This is a genomic window from Bacterioplanoides sp. SCSIO 12839 (assembly GCF_024397975.1).
In the GTDB taxonomy this organism is placed as follows: domain Bacteria; phylum Pseudomonadota; class Gammaproteobacteria; order Pseudomonadales; family Oceanobacteraceae; genus Bacterioplanoides.
Genome location: NZ_CP073745.1, coordinates 3,564,741 through 3,590,363 on the forward strand (window position 1 = coordinate 3,564,741; position 25,623 = coordinate 3,590,363).

Sequence of the window (25,623 nt, forward strand, 5' to 3'; positions counted from 1 at the left end):
GCAATTATTTTCTGCCTGATTGCACCTTACTAAGGCCCCAGCAATTTAATTTTTTTTTATAATTAAGGGATGGGATATTCCATGAACGCTTCCCTGCCGCAAAACGCTCAAGTGCTGAACGCCGGAAAATCCAGGATCAAAGTTCTCGATTTCTACCGCGGTATTTGTGTGATGTTTATGCTTGTGGTGCATTTTTTCTATTTTTACGGCGCACCGGATTTCACTAAAACAGCAGTTGGCTTATCGTTTGAGTTGCTGACCATCTGGATAGCTGCATGTATTTATCTGACATCGGGCCTGATCCTACTTACTCCCCAAGCCACCGGAGCACAACATACCAAACGTGCGATCCTGTTATTTTTGGGTGGTTACGCTGCAATTATTGCAGCGGTACACGGACTTGATTTCAAACCTGAATTTACCCACGAAGTTTTACTTGGAAGCGTTTGTTGTTTTGTTTTTTTGATGGGTATTTTTATCGCCATCGCTGGCGGTAAATCTCTTTCCACCGGCATTAAACGTGGACTTATTTTACTTGCTGCCGGTTATGCACTGAACTTCGTACGAAGCTCTGTACCTATGTGGTTATCGCTGCAACTGGGTTTGGTCAGTGCCGAAGATCTGGGAGGCGACACACCATTAACAGAATTCTTAGTTGTAGACATCCTGCAGTTTGCTGGTATCGCTTTTATTATCTGTAGCCTGCTGCGCCACTACCTGCCACAACCGAAGTATTGGTTGGGCTTAGCGCTGATTATTGCCTTTGCTTCCCCTTATGCATGGGACGCTAAAACGGGTAATTATGTTATTGATGAATTATTGAAGCTGCTGGCCGGCAATATTTCCGAAGGCGCTTTTTTCCCACAACTCCCCTGGTTAGCCTACGCCATATCAGGCATGGCGTTTGGCCACTGGATGAAGCAAGCTGATGATTTAAATAGTTTCCTGAAGAAATCAGCATGGTACAGCCTGGCAGCCACCGTAGCAGGAATTGCGATCATTTTAACCGACGTTGATTATCACTCTGGTGATTCTATGCGCGCTGGTCCGGGCGCTGTGGTTGCCATCAGCGGCTTTACCGCATTAACCATATTTTTACTGCAGAACATCGTCGAGAAAATACCTCACAACCCGATATTCAGCTTTTGGTACAGCTGGAGCAAACACATTACCACCATCTATGTAGTGCACTGGCTGTTGATTGGTTGGGGCCTGATGTACTTTGGTTTCCGCACGCTCAGTGGCAGCAGTTTCTTAATTACGTTGCTGGCGCTTTATGTGCTGACGCATTTTCTGGCAACCGGCTGGGCCAGATTCAAACCAGGCCAGAATAAATAAATCGAATATCATTTATGACTTTTTGTTTACCTCCCGAATGGCATCCTCAGGATGCCATTATGCTTACCTGGCCACATGAAGATACCGATTGGGCTCCTTACCTTGCCGAAGTAGAACCGGTTTATATCGAAGTGGCCCGTCAGGTATTACAACGTCAGTCGCTGCTGATTATCTGCCACAACGAAACCGTAAAACATCAGGTGCACTCTCTGCTGCAACACAGCAATATCGATATCAGCCGCCTGCATACTTTTATTATTCCTTGTGATGACACCTGGGCACGAGATCATGGGCCAATCACTCTGGTCGATGATCAGGGAAACAACAAAGCGCTGGATTTTATTTTTAACGGTTGGGGCAACAAATACGACGCCAGTGCCGATAACGCCATCAACCGTCATTTATTACAACAAACTTCGGTACAAGCTGAGTACCAGGCCGTTGAGTTTGTACTGGAAGGTGGTGGCATCGAAGTGGATGGCCAGGGTCATCTGCTGACCACCGAGCAATGTCTGTTAAATCCAAACCGTAATCCGGGTATGACTTGCGAGCAAATCGAGCAGCAGCTGAACCAGCACTTTGGCTGCGAAAAAGTCTTGTGGTTACAACATGGCAGCCTTGAGGGCGATGACACCGATTCGCACATCGATACCCTTGCCCGTTTTGCTCCGGACAACACCATTGTGTACGTCCAGTGTCATGATCAGAACGATGCGCACTTCGACGAATTACACCGGATGGAGCAAGAGCTAACCTCGTTGCGCCGTCATGATGGTAAGGCATTTAATCTGGTACCGCTGCCAATGCCAGCCGCATGCTTTAATCAACAAGGCGAGCGCTTACCGGCAACTTATGCTAATTTCCTGATCATTAATGACGCAGTACTGGTACCGACCTATCGCCAGCCAGAACTGGATAATCGCGCCTTACAACAGGTACAAACTGCGTTTCCACAATACGATATTATTGCCGTCGACTGCCTGCCATTGATTGAGCAATTCGGCAGCCTGCATTGCATTACAATGCAGCTACCCAAAGGGTTTTTAGCTTAGGTTTTCTTCATGACAAAGACACTCAAAACCGCACTGATTCAGCAAAGTAAAAGCGCTGATTTGAATAAAAACTTTGCCGACAGTATTCAGGCCATTCGCCTAGCGGCTGAAGCCGGTGCCAAACTGATTGTGCTGCAAGAATTACATCGTTCACTGTATTTCTGCCAGCAAGAAGACGTTGATGTGTTCGACCTGGCGGAAAGCATTCCCGGCCCATCCACCGATTCACTCGGCGAATTAGCAAAGTCTCTGGATGTGGTGATCGTCGCTTCGTTATTCGAAAAACGCGCTGCGGGCCTGTACCACAACACCGCTGTCGTACTCGACAGTGATGGCAGCATCGCCGGTAAATATCGCAAGATGCATATTCCGGATGACCCAGGCTTCTACGAGAAATTTTATTTTACCCCGGGCGATATGGGCTTTGAGCCGGTTCAGACCAGCGTTGGTAAATTGGGCGTATTAGTATGCTGGGACCAGTGGTTCCCGGAAGCTGCACGTTTAATGGCGCTTGCCGGTGCCGAGGTATTAATTTACCCCACTGCCATTGGCTGGGACCCGCGCGATGACGAAGCAGAACAACGTCGCCAACTGGATGCCTGGGTAATCAGCCAGCGTGCCCATGCCGTGGCGAACGGTGTACCAGTACTGAGCTGTAATCGGGTAGGTCACGAAGTCGATCCTGGCCCTGCTGGCGAGGTTGATAAAGCCGGACCAGGTATCGATTTCTGGGGACACAGCTTTATTGCCGGACCTCAGGGCGAATTTTTAGCCGTTGCCAGTGAAGATAAAGAAGAAATTCTGTACGCCGATGTGGATTTGAACCACGGTGAAAATGTGCGCCGCATCTGGCCATTTATGCGTGATCGTCGAATCGACCATTACCAGGATTTATTAAAAATTTATCGTGACTGATTCCATGAAACGTCCAATACAGTCTTCAAAAACCTGAGGCCGGAATTTATGTCCAGTGATCTTCCTTATCGGTTAACGGTAAGCCAGAGTCAGAGTATTACGAAAAATATGCGCCGCGTTACATTAACCGGTGACGACCTGGCTGAATTTCCTGAAGGCTGCGAAGGTGGCTATGTAAAACTGTTGTTTCCGCCACATGGTGAGACTGAATTACCATCGGCCGAAGCGGTTGATGCCGGTGCACCGGTTATCATGCGCACCTATACCGTACGCAAATTTAATAAAGCGGACTTAACGCTGGATATTGATCTGGTATTACATGGTGAAGTGAGTGAAGACTCTTCTCTCACATCAAGCTCCAGCACTAAATCAAAGTCAGGCCCAGCCTCAAGTTGGGCGGCACACACTCAGCCTGGCGATCACATGTTGATGTATGGACCGGGTAAAGTGAAGTTTGCCCAAGCCGATGCTGACTGGCTTTTATTTGCCGGTGATATGACCGCGCTACCCGCCATCAGTTGTCAGCTGGAGCAACTACCCGACAATGCCCGTGGTTACGCCGTGATTGAAATTAATGCGGACGAAGACCAGCAAGACCTGAAAAAACCAGAAGGTATTGAAATTATCTGGGTGGTTAATTCACATCCCGATAACGAGAACACGGTATTGAGTGATGCAGTAAAAGCCTTACCCTGGTTATCGGGCAAGGTGGCAATCTGGGCGGCGTGTGAGTTCAGCAATATGCGCTTATTACGCAGCTACTTTAAACAAGAAAAACAGGTTGGCCGTGATCAGCTGTACGTCAGCAGTTACTGGAAAATGGGTCAAACGGAAGATAAGCATAAAATTATCAAAAAGCAGGATGCTATCAGTGAAAATGCAGCTACATAAAAGTAATCCTATCTAATCCCCATCATCAACAAAACTTTCCGGCCAGAGCATCTACACTGAATGTATGATTCCGGAAATTCCCTCTGCTCAACAGCTGCATCAGTGGCACACCGACTTTATGGCGCTCAACAATGCCAGAATGGAGAGTACCCGTAGCTTGATGAGCAGCCGCCAGCGCCTGGTGCTGGATGCCCTGCCAATGTTAATTCACCTGAACCACCAGCAGTTACCCGGGTTTATTAACCACGACGTTCCTTGTGGCATTCTGCACTTTCAGCCGGAAGTTCAGCACCAGCACGCGTTGCAGAGCATTTCCCGGGGCGTGGGTGTGCCACGTGACTTCTTTTCCGACAAACACATTCTTGGCCTGTATTTGATGGGCAGTCTCGGCTCTCTGGCGCAATCGCGCAGCAGTGACCTGGATGTTTGGCTATGTCATGACGAGCGCTTAGACCCTGAACAACTCGCGCTACTGAAACAGAAGTGTGATGTGATTGAACGCTGGGCAGCTAGCCAGAGTGTCGAGCTGCACTTTTTTCCGATGAATCTGCGGGACTTCCGTGAAGGACAAAGTGAATCTGCAGACGGTGAAGATTGTGGCAGCAGCCAGCACTTGTTATTGCTGGATGAGTTTTATCGCAGTGCCTTATGGCTCGCCGGGGCTAAACCTTCGTGGTGGCTGATTCCAGAGAAACAGGAACGCAGGTCGGCTCAATATTGGGAGCAACTGCTCGATCAACACCGGGTTCAGGCCGACCAATGGCTGCACTTTGGCCAGATTCATACCATTCCGGTCACTGAGTTTGTTGGTGCGGGGTTGTGGCAGCTCAACAAAGGCCTGAGTAATCCTTATAAAGCGCTGCTGAAACTTCTGCTAACCCGACATTACGCCACTCAATATCCGAATATCCGGCCACTGTGCTGGGATTTAAAAGCTCTGGTGCATCAGGGTATTACCGACGTCGAAAACTGTGACGCCTACTTGCTGATGTTAGAGCGGGTGATTAAACAGCTGGAACAGGAAGGCAATCAGCAACGTGTGCAGCTGGCACGACGCGCTTTTTATTACAAAGCCAAGTTACCGTTGTCAGATTTATCCCGCAACCAGCGTGACAGCTGGCGTGCCAAAACACTGAATCATTTATGCAGCCAATGGGGCTGGCTGGTCGCCGATCTTATCGAGCTGGACCAACGTGACCAATGGAATCCGGTTAAGGTTTATAAAGAGCGCAATGCCCTAATCAGCGAGATGTTATCCAGCTATCGTTTTCTCGCGGGGTTTAGTCAGAAACATGCGCCTAAATTGCATATACGCCCCGATGATATGCGTCTGTTGGGGAATCGTCTTTACGCTGCTTTTGATGCCAAGCCCGGTAAGATCATCAATATTAATCCGGGTATTGCCCGCTCCCTGCAGCAAGAAAAGCTGATTCTTCGGCTTACGCCCAAGCGGGTGTGGCAATTAATTCCGGCGGATGGCAATCGGGATGCGGTTAACCCTCAGTCTCCAGATCCGGATCAGATATTAAAACAATCCCCCAGTGTGATGGAGCTGTTATTTTTTGCTCAGTTTAATGGCTTACTCAGCGCTCACACCAATATCGCGCTCTACCCCAGTCACAATCCATTAAGCCAATACGAACTAAAAGAGTTGCTGCAGCTGGTACGCGAAGAAGCACCACGTCATCCAGACAGCCACAGTTTAATGCAGCCACCACAACCGCGTTACTGGCGGGTGTATGTGAATGCCGGGGTCGACCCACAACATAAATTCAGCCGTCGTGGTATGCAGAAACTCAGCAATCGTGACGATGCGTTGGGCTATAGCGCTGCCCGCGAAAATCTGGTGCACACGCTGGATTTATTAACCGTTAATAGCTGGGGCGAATGGACGGTTGAGCGCTTTGATGGCAGTGATGCAATGTTGCGCTGCCTGCAACATATTCTGCGTTATTTGCCGTTGGCTCAGGCCGCTAACTCCAGTAACAACACCGCGAACACCAGTAACAACACCGCGAACACCAGTAACAACACCGCTAACTCCGGCACAAACAACATAACCACCACGAACCAATGGCCACCCATTAGCACACATTGCCATTGTGCCAGCCGGGCCAGCAGTATTCAGGCACGGGTTGAACATTTGCTGCAAAAAGTTATGCAGCATTTTCTGCAGCAACCTCGCTCGCCTTATTTAATTGAAGCATCAGAGCAATATTATTTATTGCGTCACGAACAGGATGGCGTACAGCTGCAAAAAGCTGCAAATTCCGTTGAATTATTGCGTCTGCTGCAGCGCCCAAATTCGTTTTATGCACCTTGTGTATTTGATGATGCGGCCTTGTCACAAAGCCCACTGCGGTTAATTTATCAACGTGCCCGTCCGGGGATCTGGCAATTATTTTTCTGGCGTCGAAAAAATAAATTCTTCTTTTATTTATTAGACGATAAAGGCGCACTGTTGCATCAACAATGGAACGATGATGAAGGCAGCCGCCGGTTATTACCCATTATTCGTTTTTTACGACAACTGGATCAGCGCTGGTTATCCCAATTACATGGGCAGAAAAAACCACCTCAGAGGAAACAACAGCGCAATATCCTGTTATTTGAAGTACGCAACAAAAAACAAAGCTTGGAGCTTGAGTTGGTACGGCGAAAGTTGCCACCGCTGAGTGAGCAGTCCAGCGCTATCGATTTACGCGCCGTGGTCGACGAACAGCAACAAACCACTCTGTATTGCAACAACCAGGAATTCAGCGTCTGGCAGTTTGGCGATCAGTTGTATCAGGCCGTTGCTGAAGAGGTTCAGGCTATTCGCCAGCCGCAGGAACATTCACAGGAAACCTATCCGTGTTATCTGTCTGACCTGTCATTGCCTAGCGACAATCAACAGGTCATTACGCATTTGCGCCATAAACAGCGGATCGAAAAACTACTGAATCAGGCCTTACTGACCTTACCGCCTCTCCTGCCGCTAACATCAGTGCATCAGCCCCCTGAATAGAGCGCCTGACAGCCAGAGCGTGACCCCGTATAATGCCCGCCATCTTTTATTCTCTGCTTGTGTGGAATCATCAATGGCACTCCCGTTTATCGCGCTCAGATCCGGCTTACGCATGCTGCTCAGCGTATTACTACTGACTGGTTTAACCCTGTCAGCGGGTTGTGGTCAGAAAGGGCCGCTGTATCTCCCGGAACCAACGCCCAAAACGTCTGAAAGTACAGACACACCTGCAAACACAACCACACCTGCAAGCATAACCACACCTGCAAGAACAACTACGGAATCGCAACCCTGATGTCAGTTTTCAGCTATCAAAATGGCGAGTTACACGCCGAACAGGTTTCCCTAAGCGCCGCTGCCGAGCAGTTTGGTACGCCGCTGTATGTCTATTCACGCGCCGCCTTTGAACAACATTTCAGTGCCTATACCGAAGCACTGGGCGAGTGGCCACACCTGGTGTGTTATGCGGTAAAAGCCAACTCCAACCTGGCGGTATTAAACGTGTTAGCCAAACTGGGCGCTGGTTTTGACATCGTTAGCCAGGGCGAGCTGGAGCGGGTTCTGGCCGCCGGTGGTGATGCCAGCAAAGTCGTCTTCTCCGGCGTCGGCAAACAACCTGCTGAAATGCAGCGTGCCTTAGAAGTGGGCGTGTATTGTTTTAACGTTGAATCTGAAGCAGAGCTGGAGCGCCTCAGTACCGTGGCGTCTGAACTGGGCAAAACCGCTCAGGTTTCTTTGCGTGTGAACCCGGATGTAGATGCTCAAACGCACCCGTATATTTCCACCGGTTTGAAAGACAACAAGTTTGGCATCGATATTAACGAAGCACCGCGGGTTTATGCCAAAGCCAATGAGTTACCGGGCTTAGAAGTCAAAGGGGTCGATTGTCATATCGGCAGCCAGCTGACCGAAATTTCTCCGTTTATGGATGCATTGGATCGTGTTCTGGCACTGGTCGATACCCTGGCCGAACAAGGCATCAAGATTGAACACTTGGATCTAGGTGGCGGCCTTGGCGTGACCTACCGTGATGAAACACCAGCGTCAGCAGGTGAATACATTGCGGCGATTAAAGAGCGCTTAGGCCAGCGCGAAGACGCTGGCAAACAATTTAAATTAATTTTTGAGCCGGGCCGTTCGGTTGCTGCCAATGCCGGTGTGTTTGTTACACAGGTAGAATTCCTGAAATTAAACGAACACAAAAACTTCGCCATTATCGACGGCGCGATGAACGATTTAATCCGTCCGTCGTTATACAGTGCCTGGCAGGATATTAAGCCATTAAAAGAAACCTCCGATGCCCCGGTGCGTACCTATGATCTGGTTGGCCCGGTGTGTGAAACCGGTGACTTCTTAGGAAAAGATCGGGAACTGGCATTAGAAGCTGGCGATCGGGTTGCCGTGATGTCGGCGGGTGCTTATGGTTTTGTGATGGCCTCTAACTACAACAGCCGTGGTCGCCCGGCGGAGGTCATGGTAGATGGTGAGCAACTGCATCTGGTGCGCCAGCGCGAGACTATTCAGGAGTTGTTTGCTCACGAACAACTGATCGCAGAATAACGTATTCGAGAATCGCAACTTCCAGAACAGCAGCAGGCAACTCCCTATGTGGCTTAAATTCAGCAAAATGCACGGCCTCGGCAACGACTTTATGGTGGTTGATCTGGTCACTCAGAGCGGTTTTATCCGCCCTGAGCGCGTGCGTGAACTGTCTGACCGTAATTTTGGCATTGGCTTTGATCAGCTGTTAATTGTTGAGCAACCAAGTCGCCCGGATGTCGATTTTAAATACCGTATTTTTAACGCCGATGGCAGCGAAGTGGAAAACTGCGGCAACGGTGCGCGTTGTTTTGCCCGCTTTGTCTATGACCAGCGTTTAACCGGCAAGCGCAGCATTAAAGTCGAAACCGCCAATGGCTTAATGGAACTGACCCTGACCGATGACAAACAGGTAATCGTCGATATGGGTGCGCCGATTCTGGAGCCGGAGCTAATTCCATTTAAAGCTACTGAGTTTGCGCCAGAATACACCATCGACGCTGGTGACATTGGCGAGATTTCTCTCGGTGCGGTCTCCATGGGTAACCCGCATGGTGTCGTGCGGGTTGATGATGTCGACAACGCTCCGGTCGAAAGCTGGGGGCCTATTCTGGAGTCACACACCAGCTTCCCGGCCAAAGCCAATATTGGTTTTATGCAGATCGTCGACGAACATCATGTTCGCCTGCGGGTATTTGAACGTGGAGCAGGTGAGACACTAGCTTGTGGTACCGGTGCCTGTGCTGCCGTCGTATCCGGGCAGTTACGTGGCTGGTTAAAGCCAGGCGTAACGGTGTCGCTGCCGGGTGGCGATTTGTTGATAGAATGGGATGGCAAGCCGGATTCTCATATCAAAATGACCGGGCCTGCTACCACCGTATTTGAAGGCCGGATTAACCTCTGAGTGCCGTTTAAGGAATCTTTATGAGCCAGCAACCTCGTTTAACCGAAGCCGATGTTGAACAGTTTTTACAGGATCACCCGGATTTTTTTATCGGTAAAGATGACCTGTTGGCAGAAATGCGTATTCCTCATAATGCGGGCCCGGCCACCAGCCTGGTCGAGCGCCAGTTATCGGTTCACCGTGAACGTAATGTTGAATTACGCCAGCGGTTATCCGACCTACTGGAAAACGCCCGCCGCAATGATCAGCTGTTTGAAAAAAGCCGCCGTCTGGTGCTGGCTTTGATTGAAGCCGAAAGCTGGCTGGCGGTTCAGGCAGCACTGGATGATTCTCTGCGTAACGACTTCGGTGTGGATACCTGGGCGTTATTACACTTTACCGAACGTAATTTAGAAGCGCCGTTAATCACCATTCGCTCTACCGAACGTCAGCGCAGTATTCACCGTTTATTTAAAGGCCATCGTGCTGTGTGTGGACAACTGGCCGAAGACGATATTGCCGCATTACTGGGCAGCCAGACAACCAACGCCCGCTCAGTCGCTGCCGCTCAGGTTCGCGGCCCGGGCAATAACGGCGTATTAACTGTTGCCAGTAAAGACCCATCTTATTACCGCAGCTCAATGGATACCTTATTCCTCGACTATGTGGCAGATATTCTGGCGTTACGGTTACCGCAAATTCCGGTCGTTTAATGAGTATCAAATTAGTCACATTGGATCTGGACAACACTCTGTGGGAAACCGACCCAGTCATTGTGAAAGCTGAAAAAGCCTGTCATGACTGGATTGTGGCTAATGTGCCACAAGCCGCTGAGTTTTATACCCTCGAAGCATTACGCCAATACAAAAATGATATTGCCGAATGTTTCCCCCAGTTGCGCGATAAAGTCTCAGCTCTGCGCCTAGAAGTATTGCGCCGGGTCTTTTTACAGGCCGGCATCAGTGGTGACGAAGGTCGGGAAAAAGCACAACAAGCCTTCGATGTGTTTTATAAAACCCGCAGTGAAGTCACCTTATTTGATGGTGCATTGGACGCACTCAAAACCCTGAAGAACGATTATTCGTTAATCGCTGCCACCAATGGCAATGCCGATTTAAAATTAATTGGCATTGATCATTTATTTGATGCTCATTTTAGTGCCGAACAAGTGGGCGCTCCCAAACCTCAGGCAGATTTGTTTGAAGCAGCGTTAGCACACGCCGGGGTAAACCCAGAAGAATGTATTCATATCGGCGATCATCAGGAGCAGGACATCGTCGCCGCTAAACGCCTGGGTATAAAAACCATCTGGGTGAATTTATGCGATGCTGCCTGGGCCGAACAGGAATGTGTTCCGGATCAGGAGATTACCCATCTGTCACAACTGGTCAGCGCCGTCGCCGCGTTGCAATAACGCTGCTGGCGCAAATAGCCACCTATTCTCAGCATAAATAACCATGTTTTCCCTGTCATTTTTTGGTCATACTGATTTCACAAAGTGGAACGATAATACTAAAAACTCACCTTGGGATACCATCATGAAAAAAACACTGCTTGCGCTCTCACTCTCAGGCATCGCACTAGCTAGCACACCACTTAATAGTTTCGCCATGTCAAAACCTGCGGATCCTACGCCGGTTGATGAAACCGTTGTTTATCCACAACCGGATACAAAAGTAAGCTTTATTGCCATTGGCGACTCCGGCACGGGTAAAGATGGCCAATATAAAGTCGCCGCAGCGATGGAAGCGGTATGCCAATTAAAACCGTGCGATTTCGCCATTGGCTTGGGTGACAACATTTATGAAAGTGGCGTTGATGGTGTTGATGACATCCAATTCGACCTGAAATTCGAAGACCCCTATAAAAACCTCGATTTCCCGTTTTATATGGCACTGGGTAATCACGACAACAGCTGGATTATTGGTGGTGACGGTGCCGATAACGACAAAGGTGAAATTCAGGTTGAGTACCATTACCGCAAGGACCGGAAAAGCGAAAAGTGGCAAATGCCCGCTCGCTATTATCAGTTCAATGCGCCCGCTAATGGCACACCGCTGGTCAGTTTTTATGCCATGGACACCAACCCGTCCGCGTCTGCCGGTGACCCAAGCGATGAATACAACAAAGACGATTACTCAGAGAAGCAGGGCAAGTGGTTATTGGATGGCTTTAAAGCATCCAGCGCCCCTTGGAAAATTGCCTTTGGGCACCACCCTTATATCTCTAATGGTTCACACGGCAATGCCGGTAATTACGACAGCCTGATCGGCCAGGGCAAGTTTTTTAAGGAAATGGTAGAAAAAAACGTCTGCGGTAACGCTGATGCCATGATTGTAGGCCACACACATGCACTGCAATGGTTAAAAGAAAAAGACTCCTGTCCCGGAACCTTCCATATCATCAGTGGTGCCGGTGCCAAAACGAAAAACTTTGTCACCAAAACTGAGCTGAATGAATATTACTGGCAGGAAGATGAAATCCTGGGCTTTTTCCATATCGAAATTCAGGGCGATCAATTCCATGGTACGGCTTACACCGTTGATCCGGTGAGTGGTGAATACCGTGCGGCTTATACCCGAACCATGCAGCGCCAGAAATAAGAGCATTGGGCAATTTATCCTGACAAAGCTATAAAAAACCGACCGGCAGTCACACTGCAGGTCGGTTTTTTATCAATCTGATTTTGTTTAATCGGTTCCGGCAATCACCAGCTGTTGGATAAAACCGCCGGTGCCGCCACTTTCTCCCGGCATGCCTAAGGCCAGTTCAAGCGATTCAATACCGGGGAAGTTTTCTTCGTAAATTTCCTGCCAATCCTGATTTAAATTACGCTGAATCGCCTGCCAGCTTTCGGCTTTGCTGGTTTTGCCACTCACCACCAGCAAGTGTTCAAAATCCGATAAAACTTCTGATTCACCAGCCGCCAGACCGCTGTGCCAGACATAATGTAGTGTACGGCTTGGCCAGCTATCAGTTTCTTTGACTTTCAGAGTCAGACGCATCAGAGGCTGACGTTCAACATAACGATCAACGGTCCAACGCCAGCTCAGTTCCGGATTGGCCCACTCTGATGGGTTCAACTCGTCACCCAATTCGGTGGATAGCACTAACTCCTGACGGCTTTGCAAACGCACCACATTGCCATGGATCACATCGTACTGCGGCTCAACCACACAGTCATAACAGTCAAGCTCCCATTGCCAGGTGTTATCACTCGACAATAACGTGGTGCTCGTTGTTGCTGGTGTATTGGTTACTGGTGTATTGACGACTTCAGCCTGGACTCGTGAATGACCGGAGAGAAACCAGAAGATTACAAGGCAGGTTAAAGCAATGGCAGCGGGAATGGCGTGCATACGGCGTCGGGATTTTTTTGAGTAGGTGTACATCGTTCAGCATCCTTGCTTGTTGAGAGGCAACCATAACAGCTCGCTGAAAAGGATGTCAGCTAATCTTTGGTATTACGTTGACTGTTGGCCTGATTGGTTGCGCCAGGTCATTATTGAACAATCATTAGTTATTTAATCATTCATAAAACCCTAAAAAACCCGGGGAAAACCATACGAACGTGCATTTTCTGAACCCGGGTTTATTGTATTAATCAGTGATTAAATCGGGCGACTGCCATAATTCGTTTGTGGCTTACGTGGCGGATCAGCCATGACGTTATCGTCGATCTGCTGAATCTGACCGCCGCGTGCTAAAAACGCTGCTACATCATCTTCCATCGATTGACGCATTTCATCACGAGCAGCACTACTAGTATTCACAATATTATCGTCGCTTGATTCGTTATTTTCTTCTGAATCATTATCCGCGTTATTAGTGCTGTTATCGCTTTCGTTGTCTGCTTGCATGTCATCATGCATTTCTAATTCTTCGTCAGCCATCTTTGTTCTCCTTATACGACATGGTCTTGAGAAATAGTGTGTCGATTCAGGCCACGCCTGAAAAAATTGATGCCAATACTTATAGACCAACCAGCCGCATTCGCCAGAAACAGACAAAAAATGTTACGAATTATTTGCACGCGTCAGAAATCTGCCTGCGTGTTAAGAATCAGCCGTCCAATTTCTGATGAACGGCCATTTTTTAATAAATACTGCGTGGGATTTGTCCCACACACAAACTCCACACACAAACGTGGACTCAGGAGAGGTAAGTGTAAGCCTGCAGAGATTCGCTCAGCTCACGGCTGAATTCCGCTTTATCACTATCGGTTAAATCCGACGCTGCCACCTGCTGCTGTAAGCGCTGCTGAATATCCGCCGGGCAGAAGTTCACATAATCCAATACGTCGGCGATATCGTCGCCCAGAATCGGATTCTGCAGCTGCACATCACCGTTTTTATCCAACACCACATCCACTGAATCGGTGTCACCAAACAGGTTGTGCATATCGCCTAGGATTTCCTGATAAGCGCCCACCAGGAAAAACGCCAGCTGTTCGCCTTTTGCGATACTCGGTAATGGCAAACAGGTTTCAATACCGTCGGCATCGACGTAGCTGTCGATGCGGCCGTCGGAGTCACAGGTGATGTCCTGCACAACCGCACGGTGACGTACCGGATCGTGATGACCTCGTACCGGTAAAATCGGGAAGATCTGGTTAATGCCCCAGATATCCGGCAGCGACTGGAACAGCGAGAAGTTCACAAACACTTTTTCCGCCTGCTTCTCGTGTAACTCATCCAATAAATCACGATGGCTGCGATTGCCCGGATTTAACCGCTGTTTTAGTTCACGACTGATACGGCTGTAGAGCGCTTCCATTTGTGCCCGTTGTGATAACGAGAACATCCCCAAGGCAAAACCGGATTGTGCATCGCCGACCCAATGTTGCACATCGTGATAAATCTCTACCAGCGAACGCGGGCTGATGCCGTGTTTGTCTTGTGCATAACACAGTTGATCGAAGATCTGGTACAGAGCTTTTAACGCTTGTGGTGCCTCACCTTCGGGAGGATTAACCACACCTTCCTGCGGACTTTCTGAATCAATAATCTCAGTTAATAACAGCGCATGATGGGCCGTCATCGCTCGGCCGGATTCAGTAATAATGTTCGGCTGCTGGGCCAGACCAAGTTCATCACAAATGTCTTTAAACGCACACACCACATTACGGGCGTACTCCGCCATGCTGTAGTTCATCGAACAATAACTGCGCGAGCGCGTACCTTCGTAATCCACCCCTAAGCCACCACCCACATCCAGCCATTGCACCGGTACTCCGAGCTTTACTAACTCGGCAAAAATGCGGCTGCATTCCCCTAAGCCGGTTTGAATATCACGGATATTGGCCAACTGTGAACCGAGGTGAAAATGCAGCAGTTGTAAGCAGTCGAGCTGACCTTCCGCACGTAACTGTTCCACCACCTGCAGAATCTGATATGCCGACAAACCAAACTTGGATTTTTCGCCGCCGGTGTTTTGCCAGTTGCCTTTGCCGATGGTGGCTAAGCGCGCACGAATCCCCAACCGTGGTTTCACCTTGAGGCGTTGTGCTTCTGCCAACACCAACGGCAGCTCGGATAACTTCTCGATCACAATAAAGACCTGATGACCCATCTTTTCTGCCATCAGTGCCAGGCGAATAAAATGCGCGTCTTTATAACCGTTGCACACCACCACACCTTTATGGGTTCCAAGCTGTGCGAGTACTGCAATGAGTTCTGGCTTACTGCCCGCTTCCAGCCCCAAACGTTCAACTCCGGCCTGCTGCTGGCCTGTTAACAGTTGCTCCACCACCGGCTGTTGCTGGTTCACCTTGATCGGGTAGACCGGCGTAAAACCGCCGTTGTAATCCAGCTCGTCACGGGCCTGCTGAAACGCGCTGACCAGTGACTGTACTCTGTGATGCAGAATGCCCGGAAAACGCACCAGCACCGGCAGACGCAGGCCAGCACTTTTTAGCTGCTCACCTAACTGGTTTAAGTTAACGCCATTGCCGTTATCAGCCTGTGGATGAATACATAACTCACCTGCCGCATTGACCTGAGCATATCCCTCACTCCAGTAGGGTAAGTTGTAATGCTCTGCAGCACTGCTGGCTTTGCTAGAATCCAATGTCATAAGGGGTATCCGAACGGCGGGCGGTTAGGGTATCTTTGCGCCAATTTTAAAACACATCGACATCTTTGAGTATCAGCTATGAGCACATCTAATCAAAGCACTGCTTTTCCACAAGGCCAGGGGTGGTTTACCGAAGTTTTTGATTCCGAAGGATCAGCCTTCTCTCTGAAAGTGAAAGAGAAGCTGGAAAGCGTACAAAGTGAATTTCAGACCATCGATATGTACGACACCGAAACCTACGGCAAGCTGATGGTGATCGACGGCTGCACCATGGTTTCTACCCGTGAGAACTTTGTGTATCACGAGATGATGTCACACGTGGCACTGTTCGCTCATAAAGACCCAAAACACGTAGCCATTATTGGTGGTGGCGACTGCGGCACCCTGCGCGAAGTACTGAAACACCCGGGTGTGGAAAAAGTGACCCAGATCGATATCGATGAAATGGTCACCCGCATGGCGGAGAAATATTTCCCAGAGCTGTGTGAATCTAACGCTGATCCACGCGCTGATATTCGTTTTGATGACGGCATTAAATGGGTGAAAGACTGCGCACCAGAATCGCTGGATATCATTATTATCGACAGCACCGACCCGGTTGGCCCAGCGGAAGGTTTATTCGCCGTCGATTTTTACCGCGATTGTTTTAAAGCCCTGCGTGAAGGCGGCATTGTGGTTCAGCAAAGTGAATCGCCGCTGTATCACAGCAACACCATTATTAAAGATATCCATGTGGATATGGCGACTGCCGGTGCGACGTCTTCTCACACCTTCCAGTTCCCGCAGGTGATTTATCCATCGGGTTGGTGGAGCTGCACACTGGCATGTAAAGGTGGTGATGCGACTGACTTCCGCATTGATGATGCGGTGAATAAAGAGTTCCGTACTGAATATTACAATGCTGATATTCATGCGGGTGGTATTGCTATACCGGAATTTATGAAGCGGTCTTTGGGAATTGAGGACTGATTCTTTTTAGTTGATTAAGCCCGGGCGAGCGCCCGGGTTTGAAGTGAAATTTTCATCATGCCTTTAAAAAAGTTCCCTGGCCACCAGAGTATAGAAAACTCACTCAGCCAGCCACATCATCGTTTTTCATATTATCGAAACGACAGATATAAAAATCAGATTTTGAAACATATTATCCAGGTATTCATAACGCTCAGCTAAAATGCGCTGCGATAGTTGCGTGATCTTTACCCAAGAAAACGGATACCGAAATCTAATTAAGATTGAGGTGTCCGTTTTATCGGGAAAGATCATAACGATTTTTGAGCAACTTGTTATAACTTACTTGGTACGAAACCAAAATATAATCCCTGACAATAAAGCAACCACCATTGTCGGGATGCTCATAATCATAAGTGCTACGCCAAATCCCTGATGGCGCTCGCCAAACACGGCTATAAAACCTAAGGCTGAAACCAATGCAATTATTACAGCTACACCAGTACAGGAGACCATAACATTTACAAAATATTTGAAGCTCAACGTGCCGAAAATGTATTTGAAAACCGGATAACCGATAAGTGCAGCGGCAAGCATCACTGGTAAGCCAAAAATTAATGCGTAAACGCCGAAAACAAGACCAGCGAACACACCCGACTGATCAGACCAGCCGGCACTCAGAGGAATGACGACTGCGAATACCAATAGGTACGCATATATCATTGCAAATACAAAATCTTTTATCTTTAGCTCAACATTCATTACGAGTTATAACGCCTGCCAGCAATGGCGGGTGATACGAGCACAGCCAGTTTGCTGGCGAATTGGCTGACTTTGTTATACGAGTTATTGAGTATGATAGACATTCTCTATCTCACACTTTTTTTTCGATACTATCACTTCAGGTGTGCCACCTAGCATGACTGCTGAAATAGTCCCAAGAACAACCCAGGAATCATCATCGAGATCTTCTATTTTATACGGCTGAGAGCTATTCCAAGAAGTTGGATAACTTTCTTTTATAGCAAGCATGCCATTCGTAAAGGCCTTCGACTTAGTACACTCATTAGTATCACTTTCAGCAAAACTATTCAGGCTAATGAATGATACGATCATTAAAATTAACTTATCCATTTCGTATAACGCCTCAATAACCGACAGCTGGAGCGGAGCGAAGCGCAGTGTAAGCTATCCGGCACCGAAGGTGTGAGTTGATTGACTTGTTAAATGTTTTACTCAAGATTAAACCTTTTAGTACCGACACGCCGCAGTGCTATAAAGTAATAAACTAGAGTTGAAGTAACAAACACAACTGAGAGAGCGACTACCAATGGCCACCAACTTTTAGCACTTGCAGAATAAGCAAGTATAGCGAATAGACCGCTGCCTAATGCTGCGCCCAAAATAAGGCCTAACCATTGCCCGCCCACAGTTAATTGAGCACCGCACCCTTTACACTGCACTTTCGAGCCAAAAGCTGCAATCTTAAGCTTTTCTAATTTTGATACTGTGTCTGCTCTACAATCTGGGCATTCTAACTTCGGCTTCATAGACATTTAACGCCCAAAGCAGCGGCGCGCGTTCGCGCGCCCAGCCCGCAGAGCGATTCTGCCTTTGTTTGTTAAGTGTTTTAATACAATTTTGACCATGAGTTCCAATCGTCCTCATTGCGCAAATATACCAACAAAGGCAAATGTTCCATTTTTTCGGGATACGGAACTGCCAACATTTCCTCTTTGTAGCTGCGATGATTCTGTGAATAATTTGCAAGTAAGTTTGTTAGGGCAACGTTTGCAACTTCCCTTGCATCTTCGCTGGGCTCACCGTCGAATATAAAGCGTACAGCGAAGTCTTGGCCATCCTTGGATAGCTTGAAAGACACCGCCCTAAAAGAAGGGGCTACTTCACCTAGAAGTGCTCCTTGAGCGTACTGCATTAGTTTTAAATCGTGCTCAGTTCTCATAGACATTTAACGCCTTGCTCACCGGAAAATTAGGAGCGAAGCGAATAATTTTTCCGAGTGCAGCAACTTGCATGGTTCAATTTGCCAACAAATTTGCACTATTAATCCCAGCAATCACAGTCTTCACCGCATCCTCCTGGCATAAAGCAGTTTGGATCTACGGGAGGGTCACTTAAATCATTTGCTTGATATGGAGGACGTGAAGTTCCTTGAAGCAACTTTGAATTTTCCCAAGAGTAGATAACTCCAATATCTCGTTCATTGCAATGATAGCAATGCATTTCCAAATTAAAGTTCTGATAGAGAAAATCGTACACGAGCTCTCTCATCTTAAGGGGACTCACGTAAAACCATTCAGATTTTCGCCCTGATGTTTCATGAGGTATACAGGAATATAGTTTACTCAGAAGATCCTTTACTGAATCCTCTATAGCAGCCACTCTTTTAGGATGAACCCCGTCTTTAATTTTGAAAGCACAAAGAAGCGTATAGAAAGGGTTTTGGCTTCCACTTGCTCTTGTTCCTAAAGAGCCTGTCGTTAATCCAATTTTGGCCATATTTGGGCGCTGAGTATCAACTCCAATATAGATCCAATTTTCCGTAGAATTCTCTTGCCTTAGCCTTTCGTTCTCAAGCCATTCCATTTTGTAGTCATGCCCAAAAGCTCTACCTGCCATTCGAACCTCTCAATATACTAATCATGTGCTTACACTTCTGAGAAACCTAACATTTTATTCGTGTGCGTGCCTGATATCTTAGCAAGGACTTTTCGAGCTTACAGTTGCAACTAACTGAATTTTCTCTAAAACCTTCATTAGCAAGACCACCCCTTCCAGAAAATCGTGCACGCACACTATTTCGGTTGCGATACACCTACTATCTTGTAAACCTTATCCGCAACTCATTGATTCTATTAGTATTTAAAATATCACTAGCAGAAAATTCGGGCAAGCACGCAAGCAAACCGCCATCGCCAGTTATAACCGGCGCGGCAGTAAAGATAGCCAACTTAGATAATTAGCTCCAAACAGGATTAAGACTTTCCAGCTCAGCCATCATAGTCGCTTTATGCCCTTCCGTTCGCGGTAAAATTCGTTGCAGATAGAAGTTCGCTAACTGAATTTTTTGCTGCAGGAACTCATCACTGAATTCTGAGCGTCCAGCCTGCAATAACTCACTGGCTTCTACTGCTGATTTCAAATGGAAATACCCCAGCGCCACATAACCGGAATACATCAGAAAATCGAAACTGGCCGCTCCGGCTTCGTCGTGATTCTGCATCGCTTTCATGCCCACTTTCATACTCAGACCCGGCCATTCTTTGGCAAAACCATGCAACCGCTGAGCAAACTTAGTTAGTTGTGGATGCTCCAGGTTATCTTTGCATAATAAGTGTATTTTTTTGGTGAATAACCGCAGACTGGCGCCCTGATTACCCAGCACTTTACGGCCCAATAAATCCAGCGCCTGAATGCCGGTAGTGCCTTCGTACAAGGTAGCAATCCGCCCATCACGATAGAGTTGTTCCACGCCATTTTCAGAGATAAAACCATGACCACCATATACCTGAATGGCATGGCTGGCACTTTCCAAACCAGCTTCAGTACAAAAGCCTTTGGCGATGGGGGTTAATAACTCCAGCAATAACCCGGCGTCTTTATCATCCGGATTGGCCGCCAGTTGATCTAACAACTGTGCACAATAATTCGCCAATGCACGACCACCATCAGCAAACGATTTTTGTGTTAATAACATACGTCGTACATCCGGGTGCTCGACGATGGCGTCGGCTTCTCCTTCAGGATTTTTCACCCCGGATAAACTGCGCATCTGTAAACGATCTTTGGCGTATTCCAGACTTTTCTGATAACTGTGTTCACTCAAACCAACACCCTGTAAGCAGGTGCCCAGGCGCATTTCGTTCATCATAGTGAACATGGCTTTAATACCGCCATTTTCTTCACCGATTAAATAACCCAAAGAATGTTCAAAACTGATGGAACAAGTTGGGCTGGCATGGATGCCCATTTTTTCTTCAATACCGGTACAAACGACGGCGTTATCTTGTTGCCACTGGCCTTCAGCATTTTCCGTTTTTTCCGGCACTAAAAATAACGACAAGCCTTTAATCCCTGCTGGCGCTTCTGGCAAACGAGCCAACACCAGGTGAATGATATTGTCGCTGGCATTATGGCTGCCGTAGGAAATAAAAATTTTGCTACCAGAAATACGAAACGCCTCGCCATCAGGCACGGCTTTGCTACGCACCAACCCGAGATCACTGCCACAATGTGCTTCGGTCATACACATGGTGGCCGTCCAGTGCCCGGTAATAATCGGCGGTAAATAAGTATCACGTAATTTATCGCTGCCGTGAGAAATAATGGCACGACAGGCCGACATGGTCAGCGCAGGTAACATGGATAACGCATGATTAGAGGAGGTTAACATTTCACCGACGAAGGAACCCAGAACTTCACTTTGGTCTTGGCCACCCCAGCGCTCCGGCATGGTTAAGCCCATCCAGCCTGCGTCGGCGTAGTGATGGAATGCGGTTTTGATCAGCTCTGCCAGCTGCACTTTGCCGCTTTTTAACGTACAACCTTGTTGATCACCAATGCGGTTACAAGGTAGCCAGGATTGCTCAGCAAGTTTTTTAGCTTCATTCAGCAGCAACTCATTATGTTGTCGATCAACACACAAGTCTTTCTGCTGGCACAACAAAAACAACATATCCTGAACAGGGGCACGATACTCAAACATAGACAACCTATATGCCGATAAAAATCTGAGTATGTGATGGAAATACAAAAACCGCCTTAACAAATGTTAAGTGGCAGCTATTCGCTAAGATTAAGCTTTTTCCGTAACCGCGACAGTGACACCGGCGTCACGCCCAGATACGACGCTACCTGATACAGGGGTAACTGATCTGCCAGCTCTGGGTTTTCTTTTAAAAACCAACGATAACGCTGTTCTGCACCACCCAATAACATCTGCGCTTCACGACGAGCAGTTTTTAAATACACCGATTTCAGAATAGCGTTTTCCAGTTGCAGCCAGGCCGCGTCATGCTCGCTGGCCTGAGACAAGCTGGGATAATCCGCACTGACAATAATTCCCGGGGTTAACGCCTGCAGGTAAAATGGGCTGGGTTCATCGTGCGTCAGTGACAATACAGGTGCAACCACCTCACCAGGCTGATAAAACTGCTGATTCACTTCATTGCCCTGGTGATCGATGTAATACACCCGGAATAACCCCTGATGAATAAAAAATACCTGGCTGGCGATATCTCCGGCAGCAATCAGATGGGCTTTTTCATCAAGAGTTTTTAATTCGAAAAAACGCAATAACCGTTCCATTACCGACGTTGGAGCATCAACGCCATAATGCGAGGATAATGCGTCAGAGAAATGCCGAAAAACAGTCGATAGGTCGCTCATAACACCTGCAGAAATAACAAAAAGATGAGATTACTGCATCAAACTCAAAACACAACCAACAAAAATAATCAGTCATCTGAATTTTCCAGGAACTTTGGTTCGCTTTAGCAATCTATGTCAGTTGGCTTAACTTATTACAAGGAAAATACGGTGAAACCATTCAATCTGATTCTCACCCTGCTGGCACTTGTCAGTATCGGTCTAACAGCCTGCGGTTTACTATCGATTTCAGAAGCAGACCAGCAACAGCTTCAGGGCAGCCATTACAGTGATCTGGATAGCGAGGCATTAGCCGTCAACAACAGTGCGCCCGATTTCACCGCCAACGATTCGGACGGCAAGCCGGTGCAGTTATCCAGCGTCAGTGCTGATCAGCCGGTTTTGTTGTTGTTTTATCGCGGTGAATGGTGCCCGTTCTGTATGGATCAGCTGGATTCTATCAAGGCCGTTTTACCGGAATTAAAACAATACGGTGTGCAACTGATTGCCGTCAGCCCGGACGATGTCGCCACCAGCCAGAATACCCGCCGCCAGTTTGGCCAGGGCTTTTTATTCTGGTCTGATGCCAGCGGTAACGCGATGAAAGCCTACGGTATTGATCGTGACGATGGCTTGCCACACCCAGCAGTTTATCTGATTGGCAAAGGTGGCGAGTTAAAGTGGTATTACGCCAGTGAAGATTATAAAAAACGCCCAACTGGTGAGCAGCTGATTCAGGTGATTAAAGAAAAGTTGTAAACATTCGGTTACAACCAGGAGTTAGGCTACAATTCGTTGAAAGAATAACTCCTTTTAAGGTCTGGTTTTGGAACGTCTGAATCTTAATTTATTGCGTGCTCTGGTGGTGTTGCTGGAAGCACGCAATGTCACCCAGGCAGCGCATCAGCTGCATCTGACTCAGTCGGCAATGAGCCGTCAGCTGAGCCAGCTGCGTGATTATTTTTCAGACCCGTTATTAGTACGGGAGCAAAATGATTATTTGCTCAGCGCCAAAGCCAAACAATTATTTCCCAAAGTTCAGGCCATCCTGGCGGACGTCGACAGCCTGAAGCAGGAAACCTTTCACCCGGCCAGTTGCCAGCGTCGTTTCCGGTTTGCCTGTACCGATTACGTGGCTCAGTTTATTTTTCCCGCAGTCATTAATCGCTTACAACGTGAAGCCCCGGGGATTGATCTGATTTATGAAGTCTGGAAACCCGAGCACATTACGCAGCTTGGGCACCTGCCACTCGATATGGCCTCAACGACGTTATCGGTACTCCCCGAAGGTCTGCATTCTATCTATCTGGGCCAGGATAACCCGGTATGCCTGATGGCGGCTGATCACCCGCTCAACACATCACAAACGGTATCGTTAACCCAGCTGGCCGATTACCCATTTGTGCGTTTAAACAGTGGTGGCGATAAAGATTCGTTTATCGATAAATTGTTAGAAAACGCCGGATTAAGTCGCCGTATTTTATTTGAAGTACCGTTCTTTTCTGCCGCGTTTGAAGTGGTAGCCAGCAATGAATGCCTGATGATTCTGCCAGAACATATTGCCCACGCAGCAATGCAACAAGGCCATTTATCTTACTGCCCTCTGGATATGACCATGCCGGAGAATCACTACCATTTATGCTGGCATGAATTGCACGATAAAGACCCGGCACATGCTTGGTTGCGCGAGTGCATCGCCGATGAAATGAGTCGTTCGATGTATTCAGTTTCGAATTCGCTGGCGGCGCAGCAGCCCAATATCTGACCGTGCCAGGACCTGTGAATAGAGCCTAAGCCAGTGCCCAACACAGTTGAGAAAAATAGCGGCTAAATGCCTGATTGATTCGTTGGCGCTGCTCACCCTGTGGATACAAACCAATTTTTGCCTCCGGCGATTCTTTACTGCCTTTCACCAGAAAGTGGTTTTTGATGGCGGCGTCCTGAACAAAAGCTTCAAACGCGCGGGCACACATTTCTTCCGGCTGGCCGTAATAAAAACTGCCTTGTTGTTTATCAACCGCAACAGAAGCCCGGCATAATGACGAAGGCTCAGTACCCGCCTCATTGAGTAAAATCGCCTGATAACAATCGGCTAATAAATGATTTAATCGATGGTCAACCATCTCGCCGTCATGCACCCACAGCGCTGAAGCAAAATCCCGATCCGGACGAAGCATATCCGGCTGAAACATTTTACCGGCCATATAGTGGTCAAACGCATGAAACCACTCATGGGCAATGCTGCCCGGCCCGGCATTTTTCGCCAGCGCAAAGTTGCGCTGCAACGGCGAATAGTGAGCCGAAACACCTGGACGACCACCGGTACCGTATTGCAGCCCGAGCGTACCGCGCAATGAAATCAGTTCACGCCGGATTTTTAAGGTTTTGGACGTAGGATACGACTGTGCCATCAGGATCTGGCACAGGTCGCATAAGGCATCATAAAACAGCCCGGCGGCCTGCTCCTGTTCCTGCGGTTTCACCCAACGGCCAATATCCACCGAACGAAAAGCAAACAGCTGACGAATTGTGAGGAAGTCGGGAATCACACCACCTAACACCGCACGGTGATCTGGCCCACGGCGATAAAACTCGCGGTTTTTCAGTGTTTTTCTCATGCAGCTTGGTTCATGCAGTTTTGCTCATTCAGGTTGGGCCTGGCCGTCGATATGGCTATTAGTCTGGCCGTTGATCTGGCGGGCATTTTAATACCTCTGTCATGTTTCAGTAAGCCGAAGCGGGCACTGAATTATTCAGAGGTGCCCTATATATGCAAAAAACTCATACCTGCCATCCAAAGCTTTGATTTCCGTAAGCCAAACGGCACTTCTACAATTCACACAAACTCAATAAGATTCAACCAACCGAGTAATCACGTGACCTATATGACCTTAACCAACTGGCTTTCTTTAGTGGCAATTTGTGTATTGGGTGCACTCTCCCCTGGCCCAAGTCTGGCGGTTGTACTGAAACAAAGCATTCATAACGATGCCAAACACGGCATGATTGCGGGCATCAGTCACGCTGTTGGTATTGCGATATGGGCCATCCTGACGGTAACCGGGCTGGGCGTATTAGTTAGTCAGTCGCCGGCGATTTTTCAGGGCATCACCTATGCCGGGGCCGCTTATCTGGCCTGGCTGGGATTCAAAGCACTGACCGCAGGCAGCAGTGCCATCAAACCGTTAACGCGTGGCAACAGCGCCTACCTGCAAGCCGCTCGTGACGGTATTATGATTTCATTATTAAACCCGAAATTAGCGATCTTTTTTCTGGCGTTATTTTCGCAATTTATTTCCACCGACCTGACTCATATCGATCAGGTTATTATGATCAGCACTGTCACTATTATTGATGCCAGCTGGTATGTGTTGGTGGCACTGGTTTTAAGCCGCATGGGCCTGGCCGATGCCTTAGCACGCCATTCAAAACGTGTGAATCAGGTCAGCGGTGTGATTTTTATCGCTCTGGCTATTCGTGTGGTCACACTGTAATACCAGCCAGTTGAATCAAGACACTTCAGCGATGCTACTCCATCCCAAGCGTCGCTAATTAACTCTGTTGGTTTGTCCTTGTGTTATGCACAA

General features: G+C 48.1%; 25 protein-coding genes. 15 read left to right on the forward strand and 10 right to left on the reverse strand.

What is annotated here, in order from left to right:
• Window positions 1-81 precede the first annotated feature (81 nt).
• From KFF03_RS16185 to KFF03_RS16235, 11 genes are all read left to right on the forward strand, one after another.
• A complete protein-coding gene (locus tag KFF03_RS16185; RefSeq protein ID WP_255857961.1) occupies window positions 82-1,338 on the forward strand; it encodes a heparan-alpha-glucosaminide N-acetyltransferase domain-containing protein in 1,257 nt (418 codons plus the stop codon).
• 14 nt (window positions 1,339-1,352) lie between these two features.
• A complete protein-coding gene (locus KFF03_RS16190) occupies window positions 1,353-2,390 on the forward strand; it encodes an agmatine/peptidylarginine deiminase (protein ID WP_255857962.1) in 1,038 nt (345 codons plus the stop codon).
• Window positions 2,391-2,399: 9 nt separating this feature from the next.
• Window positions 2,400-3,305 (forward strand): carbon-nitrogen hydrolase, encoded by a 906-nt coding sequence (locus KFF03_RS16195; RefSeq protein WP_255857963.1) that lies wholly within the window; start codon window positions 2,400-2,402, stop codon window positions 3,303-3,305.
• Window positions 3,306-3,353: 48 nt separating this feature from the next.
• Entirely contained in the window at window positions 3,354-4,196 is an 843-nt protein-coding gene (locus tag KFF03_RS16200) for a siderophore-interacting protein (protein ID WP_255857964.1), read from the forward strand.
• 64 nt (window positions 4,197-4,260) lie between these two features.
• The gene (locus tag KFF03_RS16205) at window positions 4,261-7,203 is read left to right on the forward strand and encodes a class I adenylate cyclase (protein WP_255857965.1); all 2,943 of its coding nucleotides are present in this window, start codon (window positions 4,261-4,263) and stop codon (window positions 7,201-7,203) included.
• Between the two features lie 112 nt (window positions 7,204-7,315).
• The gene (locus tag KFF03_RS16210) at window positions 7,316-7,498 is read left to right on the forward strand and encodes a lipoprotein (RefSeq protein WP_255860947.1); all 183 of its coding nucleotides are present in this window, start codon (window positions 7,316-7,318) and stop codon (window positions 7,496-7,498) included.
• Complete coding sequence (gene lysA / locus KFF03_RS16215; protein ID WP_255857966.1) at window positions 7,498-8,763, forward strand: diaminopimelate decarboxylase; 1,266 nt, start codon at window positions 7,498-7,500, stop codon at window positions 8,761-8,763. Before KFF03_RS16210 ends, lysA begins: the two co-directional genes overlap by 1 nt.
• A 46-nt stretch (window positions 8,764-8,809) precedes the next feature.
• On the forward strand, window positions 8,810-9,646 hold the full coding sequence (gene dapF / locus KFF03_RS16220) for a diaminopimelate epimerase (RefSeq protein ID WP_255857967.1): 837 nt from the start codon (window positions 8,810-8,812) through the stop codon (window positions 9,644-9,646).
• Between the two features lie 20 nt (window positions 9,647-9,666).
• Window positions 9,667-10,338 (forward strand): DUF484 family protein, encoded by a 672-nt coding sequence (locus KFF03_RS16225; RefSeq protein WP_255857968.1) that lies wholly within the window; start codon window positions 9,667-9,669, stop codon window positions 10,336-10,338.
• The gene (locus tag KFF03_RS16230; RefSeq protein WP_255857969.1) at window positions 10,338-11,039 is read left to right on the forward strand and encodes an HAD family hydrolase; all 702 of its coding nucleotides are present in this window, start codon (window positions 10,338-10,340) and stop codon (window positions 11,037-11,039) included. The genes KFF03_RS16225 and KFF03_RS16230 overlap by 1 nt, the downstream gene beginning before the upstream one ends.
• A gap of 196 nt (window positions 11,040-11,235) precedes the next feature.
• Window positions 11,236-12,228: a metallophosphoesterase gene (locus KFF03_RS16235; protein ID WP_255857970.1), complete on the forward strand. Its 993-nt coding sequence runs from the start codon at window positions 11,236-11,238 to the stop codon at window positions 12,226-12,228.
• Between the two features lie 87 nt (window positions 12,229-12,315).
• Here KFF03_RS16235 and KFF03_RS16240 read toward each other — a convergent pair whose 3' ends face one another.
• From KFF03_RS16240 to speA, 3 genes are all read right to left on the reverse strand, one after another.
• Entirely contained in the window at window positions 12,316-13,017 is a 702-nt protein-coding gene (locus KFF03_RS16240; RefSeq protein ID WP_255857971.1) for a DUF3047 domain-containing protein, read from the reverse strand.
• Window positions 13,018-13,236: 219 nt separating this feature from the next.
• Window positions 13,237-13,518, reverse strand: a complete 282-nt coding sequence (locus tag KFF03_RS16245) for a hypothetical protein (protein WP_255857972.1) — start codon at window positions 13,516-13,518, stop codon at window positions 13,237-13,239.
• A gap of 259 nt (window positions 13,519-13,777) precedes the next feature.
• Window positions 13,778-15,700 carry a biosynthetic arginine decarboxylase gene (gene speA / locus KFF03_RS16250; RefSeq protein WP_255857974.1) on the reverse strand — a complete coding sequence of 641 codons (1,923 nt, stop codon included), beginning with the start codon at window positions 15,698-15,700 and terminating at the stop codon, window positions 13,778-13,780.
• A 78-nt stretch (window positions 15,701-15,778) separates the two neighbouring features.
• Between speA and speE the strand changes: the two genes are divergently transcribed.
• Window positions 15,779-16,669: a polyamine aminopropyltransferase gene (speE, locus tag KFF03_RS16255; protein WP_255857975.1), complete on the forward strand. Its 891-nt coding sequence runs from the start codon at window positions 15,779-15,781 to the stop codon at window positions 16,667-16,669.
• Between the two features lie 321 nt (window positions 16,670-16,990).
• On the opposite strand, the gene KFF03_RS16260 is transcribed toward speE, so the two are convergent.
• The 6 genes from KFF03_RS16260 to KFF03_RS16285 form a co-directional block, all read right to left on the reverse strand.
• Window positions 16,991-17,410 (reverse strand): hypothetical protein, encoded by a 420-nt coding sequence (locus KFF03_RS16260; RefSeq protein WP_255857976.1) that lies wholly within the window; start codon window positions 17,408-17,410, stop codon window positions 16,991-16,993.
• 84 nt (window positions 17,411-17,494) lie between these two features.
• Window positions 17,495-17,782, reverse strand: coding sequence for an NTF2 fold immunity protein (locus KFF03_RS16265; RefSeq protein ID WP_255857977.1), 288 nt, complete (start codon window positions 17,780-17,782; stop codon window positions 17,495-17,497).
• A 496-nt stretch (window positions 17,783-18,278) separates the two neighbouring features.
• Entirely contained in the window at window positions 18,279-18,617 is a 339-nt protein-coding gene (locus KFF03_RS16270) for a hypothetical protein (RefSeq protein WP_255857978.1), read from the reverse strand.
• 95 nt (window positions 18,618-18,712) lie between these two features.
• Window positions 18,713-19,288, reverse strand: a complete 576-nt coding sequence (locus tag KFF03_RS16275) for a GIY-YIG nuclease family protein (protein WP_255857979.1) — start codon at window positions 19,286-19,288, stop codon at window positions 18,713-18,715.
• Window positions 19,289-19,628: 340 nt separating this feature from the next.
• The gene (locus KFF03_RS16280) at window positions 19,629-21,374 is read right to left on the reverse strand and encodes an acyl-CoA dehydrogenase C-terminal domain-containing protein (protein WP_255857980.1); all 1,746 of its coding nucleotides are present in this window, start codon (window positions 21,372-21,374) and stop codon (window positions 19,629-19,631) included.
• Between the two features lie 77 nt (window positions 21,375-21,451).
• Complete coding sequence (locus KFF03_RS16285) at window positions 21,452-22,057, reverse strand: Crp/Fnr family transcriptional regulator (RefSeq protein WP_255857981.1); 606 nt, start codon at window positions 22,055-22,057, stop codon at window positions 21,452-21,454.
• 150 nt (window positions 22,058-22,207) lie between these two features.
• Here KFF03_RS16285 and KFF03_RS16290 point away from each other — a divergent pair, with 150 nt between their 5' ends.
• Window positions 22,208-22,795: a peroxiredoxin gene (locus tag KFF03_RS16290; protein WP_255857982.1), complete on the forward strand. Its 588-nt coding sequence runs from the start codon at window positions 22,208-22,210 to the stop codon at window positions 22,793-22,795.
• A 67-nt stretch (window positions 22,796-22,862) separates the two neighbouring features.
• Window positions 22,863-23,801: a LysR family transcriptional regulator gene (locus KFF03_RS16295; protein WP_255857983.1), complete on the forward strand. Its 939-nt coding sequence runs from the start codon at window positions 22,863-22,865 to the stop codon at window positions 23,799-23,801.
• 25 nt (window positions 23,802-23,826) lie between these two features.
• Here the strand turns inward: KFF03_RS16295 and KFF03_RS16300 are convergent, their stop codons facing one another.
• A complete protein-coding gene (locus KFF03_RS16300) occupies window positions 23,827-24,654 on the reverse strand; it encodes a CLCA_X family protein (RefSeq protein ID WP_255857984.1) in 828 nt (275 codons plus the stop codon).
• 267 nt (window positions 24,655-24,921) lie between these two features.
• On the opposite strand from KFF03_RS16300, the gene KFF03_RS16305 reads away from it, so the two are divergent.
• The gene (locus KFF03_RS16305; RefSeq protein ID WP_255860948.1) at window positions 24,922-25,530 is read left to right on the forward strand and encodes a LysE family translocator; all 609 of its coding nucleotides are present in this window, start codon (window positions 24,922-24,924) and stop codon (window positions 25,528-25,530) included.
• Window positions 25,531-25,623: the final 93 nt, after the last annotated feature.

Bases quoted from the DNA above. Each gene is read 5' to 3' on its own strand.
- KFF03_RS16275 (WP_255857979.1), bottom strand. From the start codon at position 19,288: ATGGCAGGTAGAGCTTTTGGGCATGACTACAAAATGGAATGGCTTGAG.
- KFF03_RS16210 (WP_255860947.1), top strand. From the start codon at position 7,316: ATGCTGCTCAGCGTATTACTACTGACTGGTTTAACCCTGTCAGCGGGT.
- KFF03_RS16265 (WP_255857977.1), bottom strand. From the start codon at position 17,782: ATGGATAAGTTAATTTTAATGATCGTATCATTCATTAGCCTGAATAGT.
- KFF03_RS16300 (WP_255857984.1), bottom strand. From the start codon at position 24,654: ATGAGAAAAACACTGAAAAACCGCGAGTTTTATCGCCGTGGGCCAGAT.
- KFF03_RS16235 (WP_255857970.1), top strand. From the start codon at position 11,236: ATGTCAAAACCTGCGGATCCTACGCCGGTTGATGAAACCGTTGTTTAT.
- KFF03_RS16245 (WP_255857972.1), bottom strand. From the start codon at position 13,518: ATGGCTGACGAAGAATTAGAAATGCATGATGACATGCAAGCAGACAAC.
- KFF03_RS16190 (WP_255857962.1), top strand. From the start codon at position 1,353: ATGACTTTTTGTTTACCTCCCGAATGGCATCCTCAGGATGCCATTATG.
- lysA (WP_255857966.1), top strand. From the start codon at position 7,498: ATGTCAGTTTTCAGCTATCAAAATGGCGAGTTACACGCCGAACAGGTT.
- KFF03_RS16205 (WP_255857965.1), top strand. From the start codon at position 4,261: ATGATTCCGGAAATTCCCTCTGCTCAACAGCTGCATCAGTGGCACACC.
- KFF03_RS16230 (WP_255857969.1), top strand. From the start codon at position 10,338: ATGAGTATCAAATTAGTCACATTGGATCTGGACAACACTCTGTGGGAA.
- speE (WP_255857975.1), top strand. From the start codon at position 15,779: ATGAGCACATCTAATCAAAGCACTGCTTTTCCACAAGGCCAGGGGTGG.
- dapF (WP_255857967.1), top strand. From the start codon at position 8,810: ATGTGGCTTAAATTCAGCAAAATGCACGGCCTCGGCAACGACTTTATG.
- KFF03_RS16185 (WP_255857961.1), top strand. From the start codon at position 82: ATGAACGCTTCCCTGCCGCAAAACGCTCAAGTGCTGAACGCCGGAAAA.
- KFF03_RS16225 (WP_255857968.1), top strand. From the start codon at position 9,667: ATGAGCCAGCAACCTCGTTTAACCGAAGCCGATGTTGAACAGTTTTTA.
- KFF03_RS16305 (WP_255860948.1), top strand. From the start codon at position 24,922: ATGACCTTAACCAACTGGCTTTCTTTAGTGGCAATTTGTGTATTGGGT.
- speA (WP_255857974.1), bottom strand. From the start codon at position 15,700: ATGACATTGGATTCTAGCAAAGCCAGCAGTGCTGCAGAGCATTACAAC.
- KFF03_RS16260 (WP_255857976.1), bottom strand. From the start codon at position 17,410: ATGAATGTTGAGCTAAAGATAAAAGATTTTGTATTTGCAATGATATAT.
- KFF03_RS16280 (WP_255857980.1), bottom strand. From the start codon at position 21,374: ATGTTTGAGTATCGTGCCCCTGTTCAGGATATGTTGTTTTTGTTGTGC.
- KFF03_RS16240 (WP_255857971.1), bottom strand. From the start codon at position 13,017: ATGTACACCTACTCAAAAAAATCCCGACGCCGTATGCACGCCATTCCC.
- KFF03_RS16195 (WP_255857963.1), top strand. From the start codon at position 2,400: ATGACAAAGACACTCAAAACCGCACTGATTCAGCAAAGTAAAAGCGCT.
- KFF03_RS16200 (WP_255857964.1), top strand. From the start codon at position 3,354: ATGTCCAGTGATCTTCCTTATCGGTTAACGGTAAGCCAGAGTCAGAGT.
- KFF03_RS16270 (WP_255857978.1), bottom strand. From the start codon at position 18,617: ATGTCTATGAGAACTGAGCACGATTTAAAACTAATGCAGTACGCTCAA.
- KFF03_RS16285 (WP_255857981.1), bottom strand. From the start codon at position 22,057: ATGAGCGACCTATCGACTGTTTTTCGGCATTTCTCTGACGCATTATCC.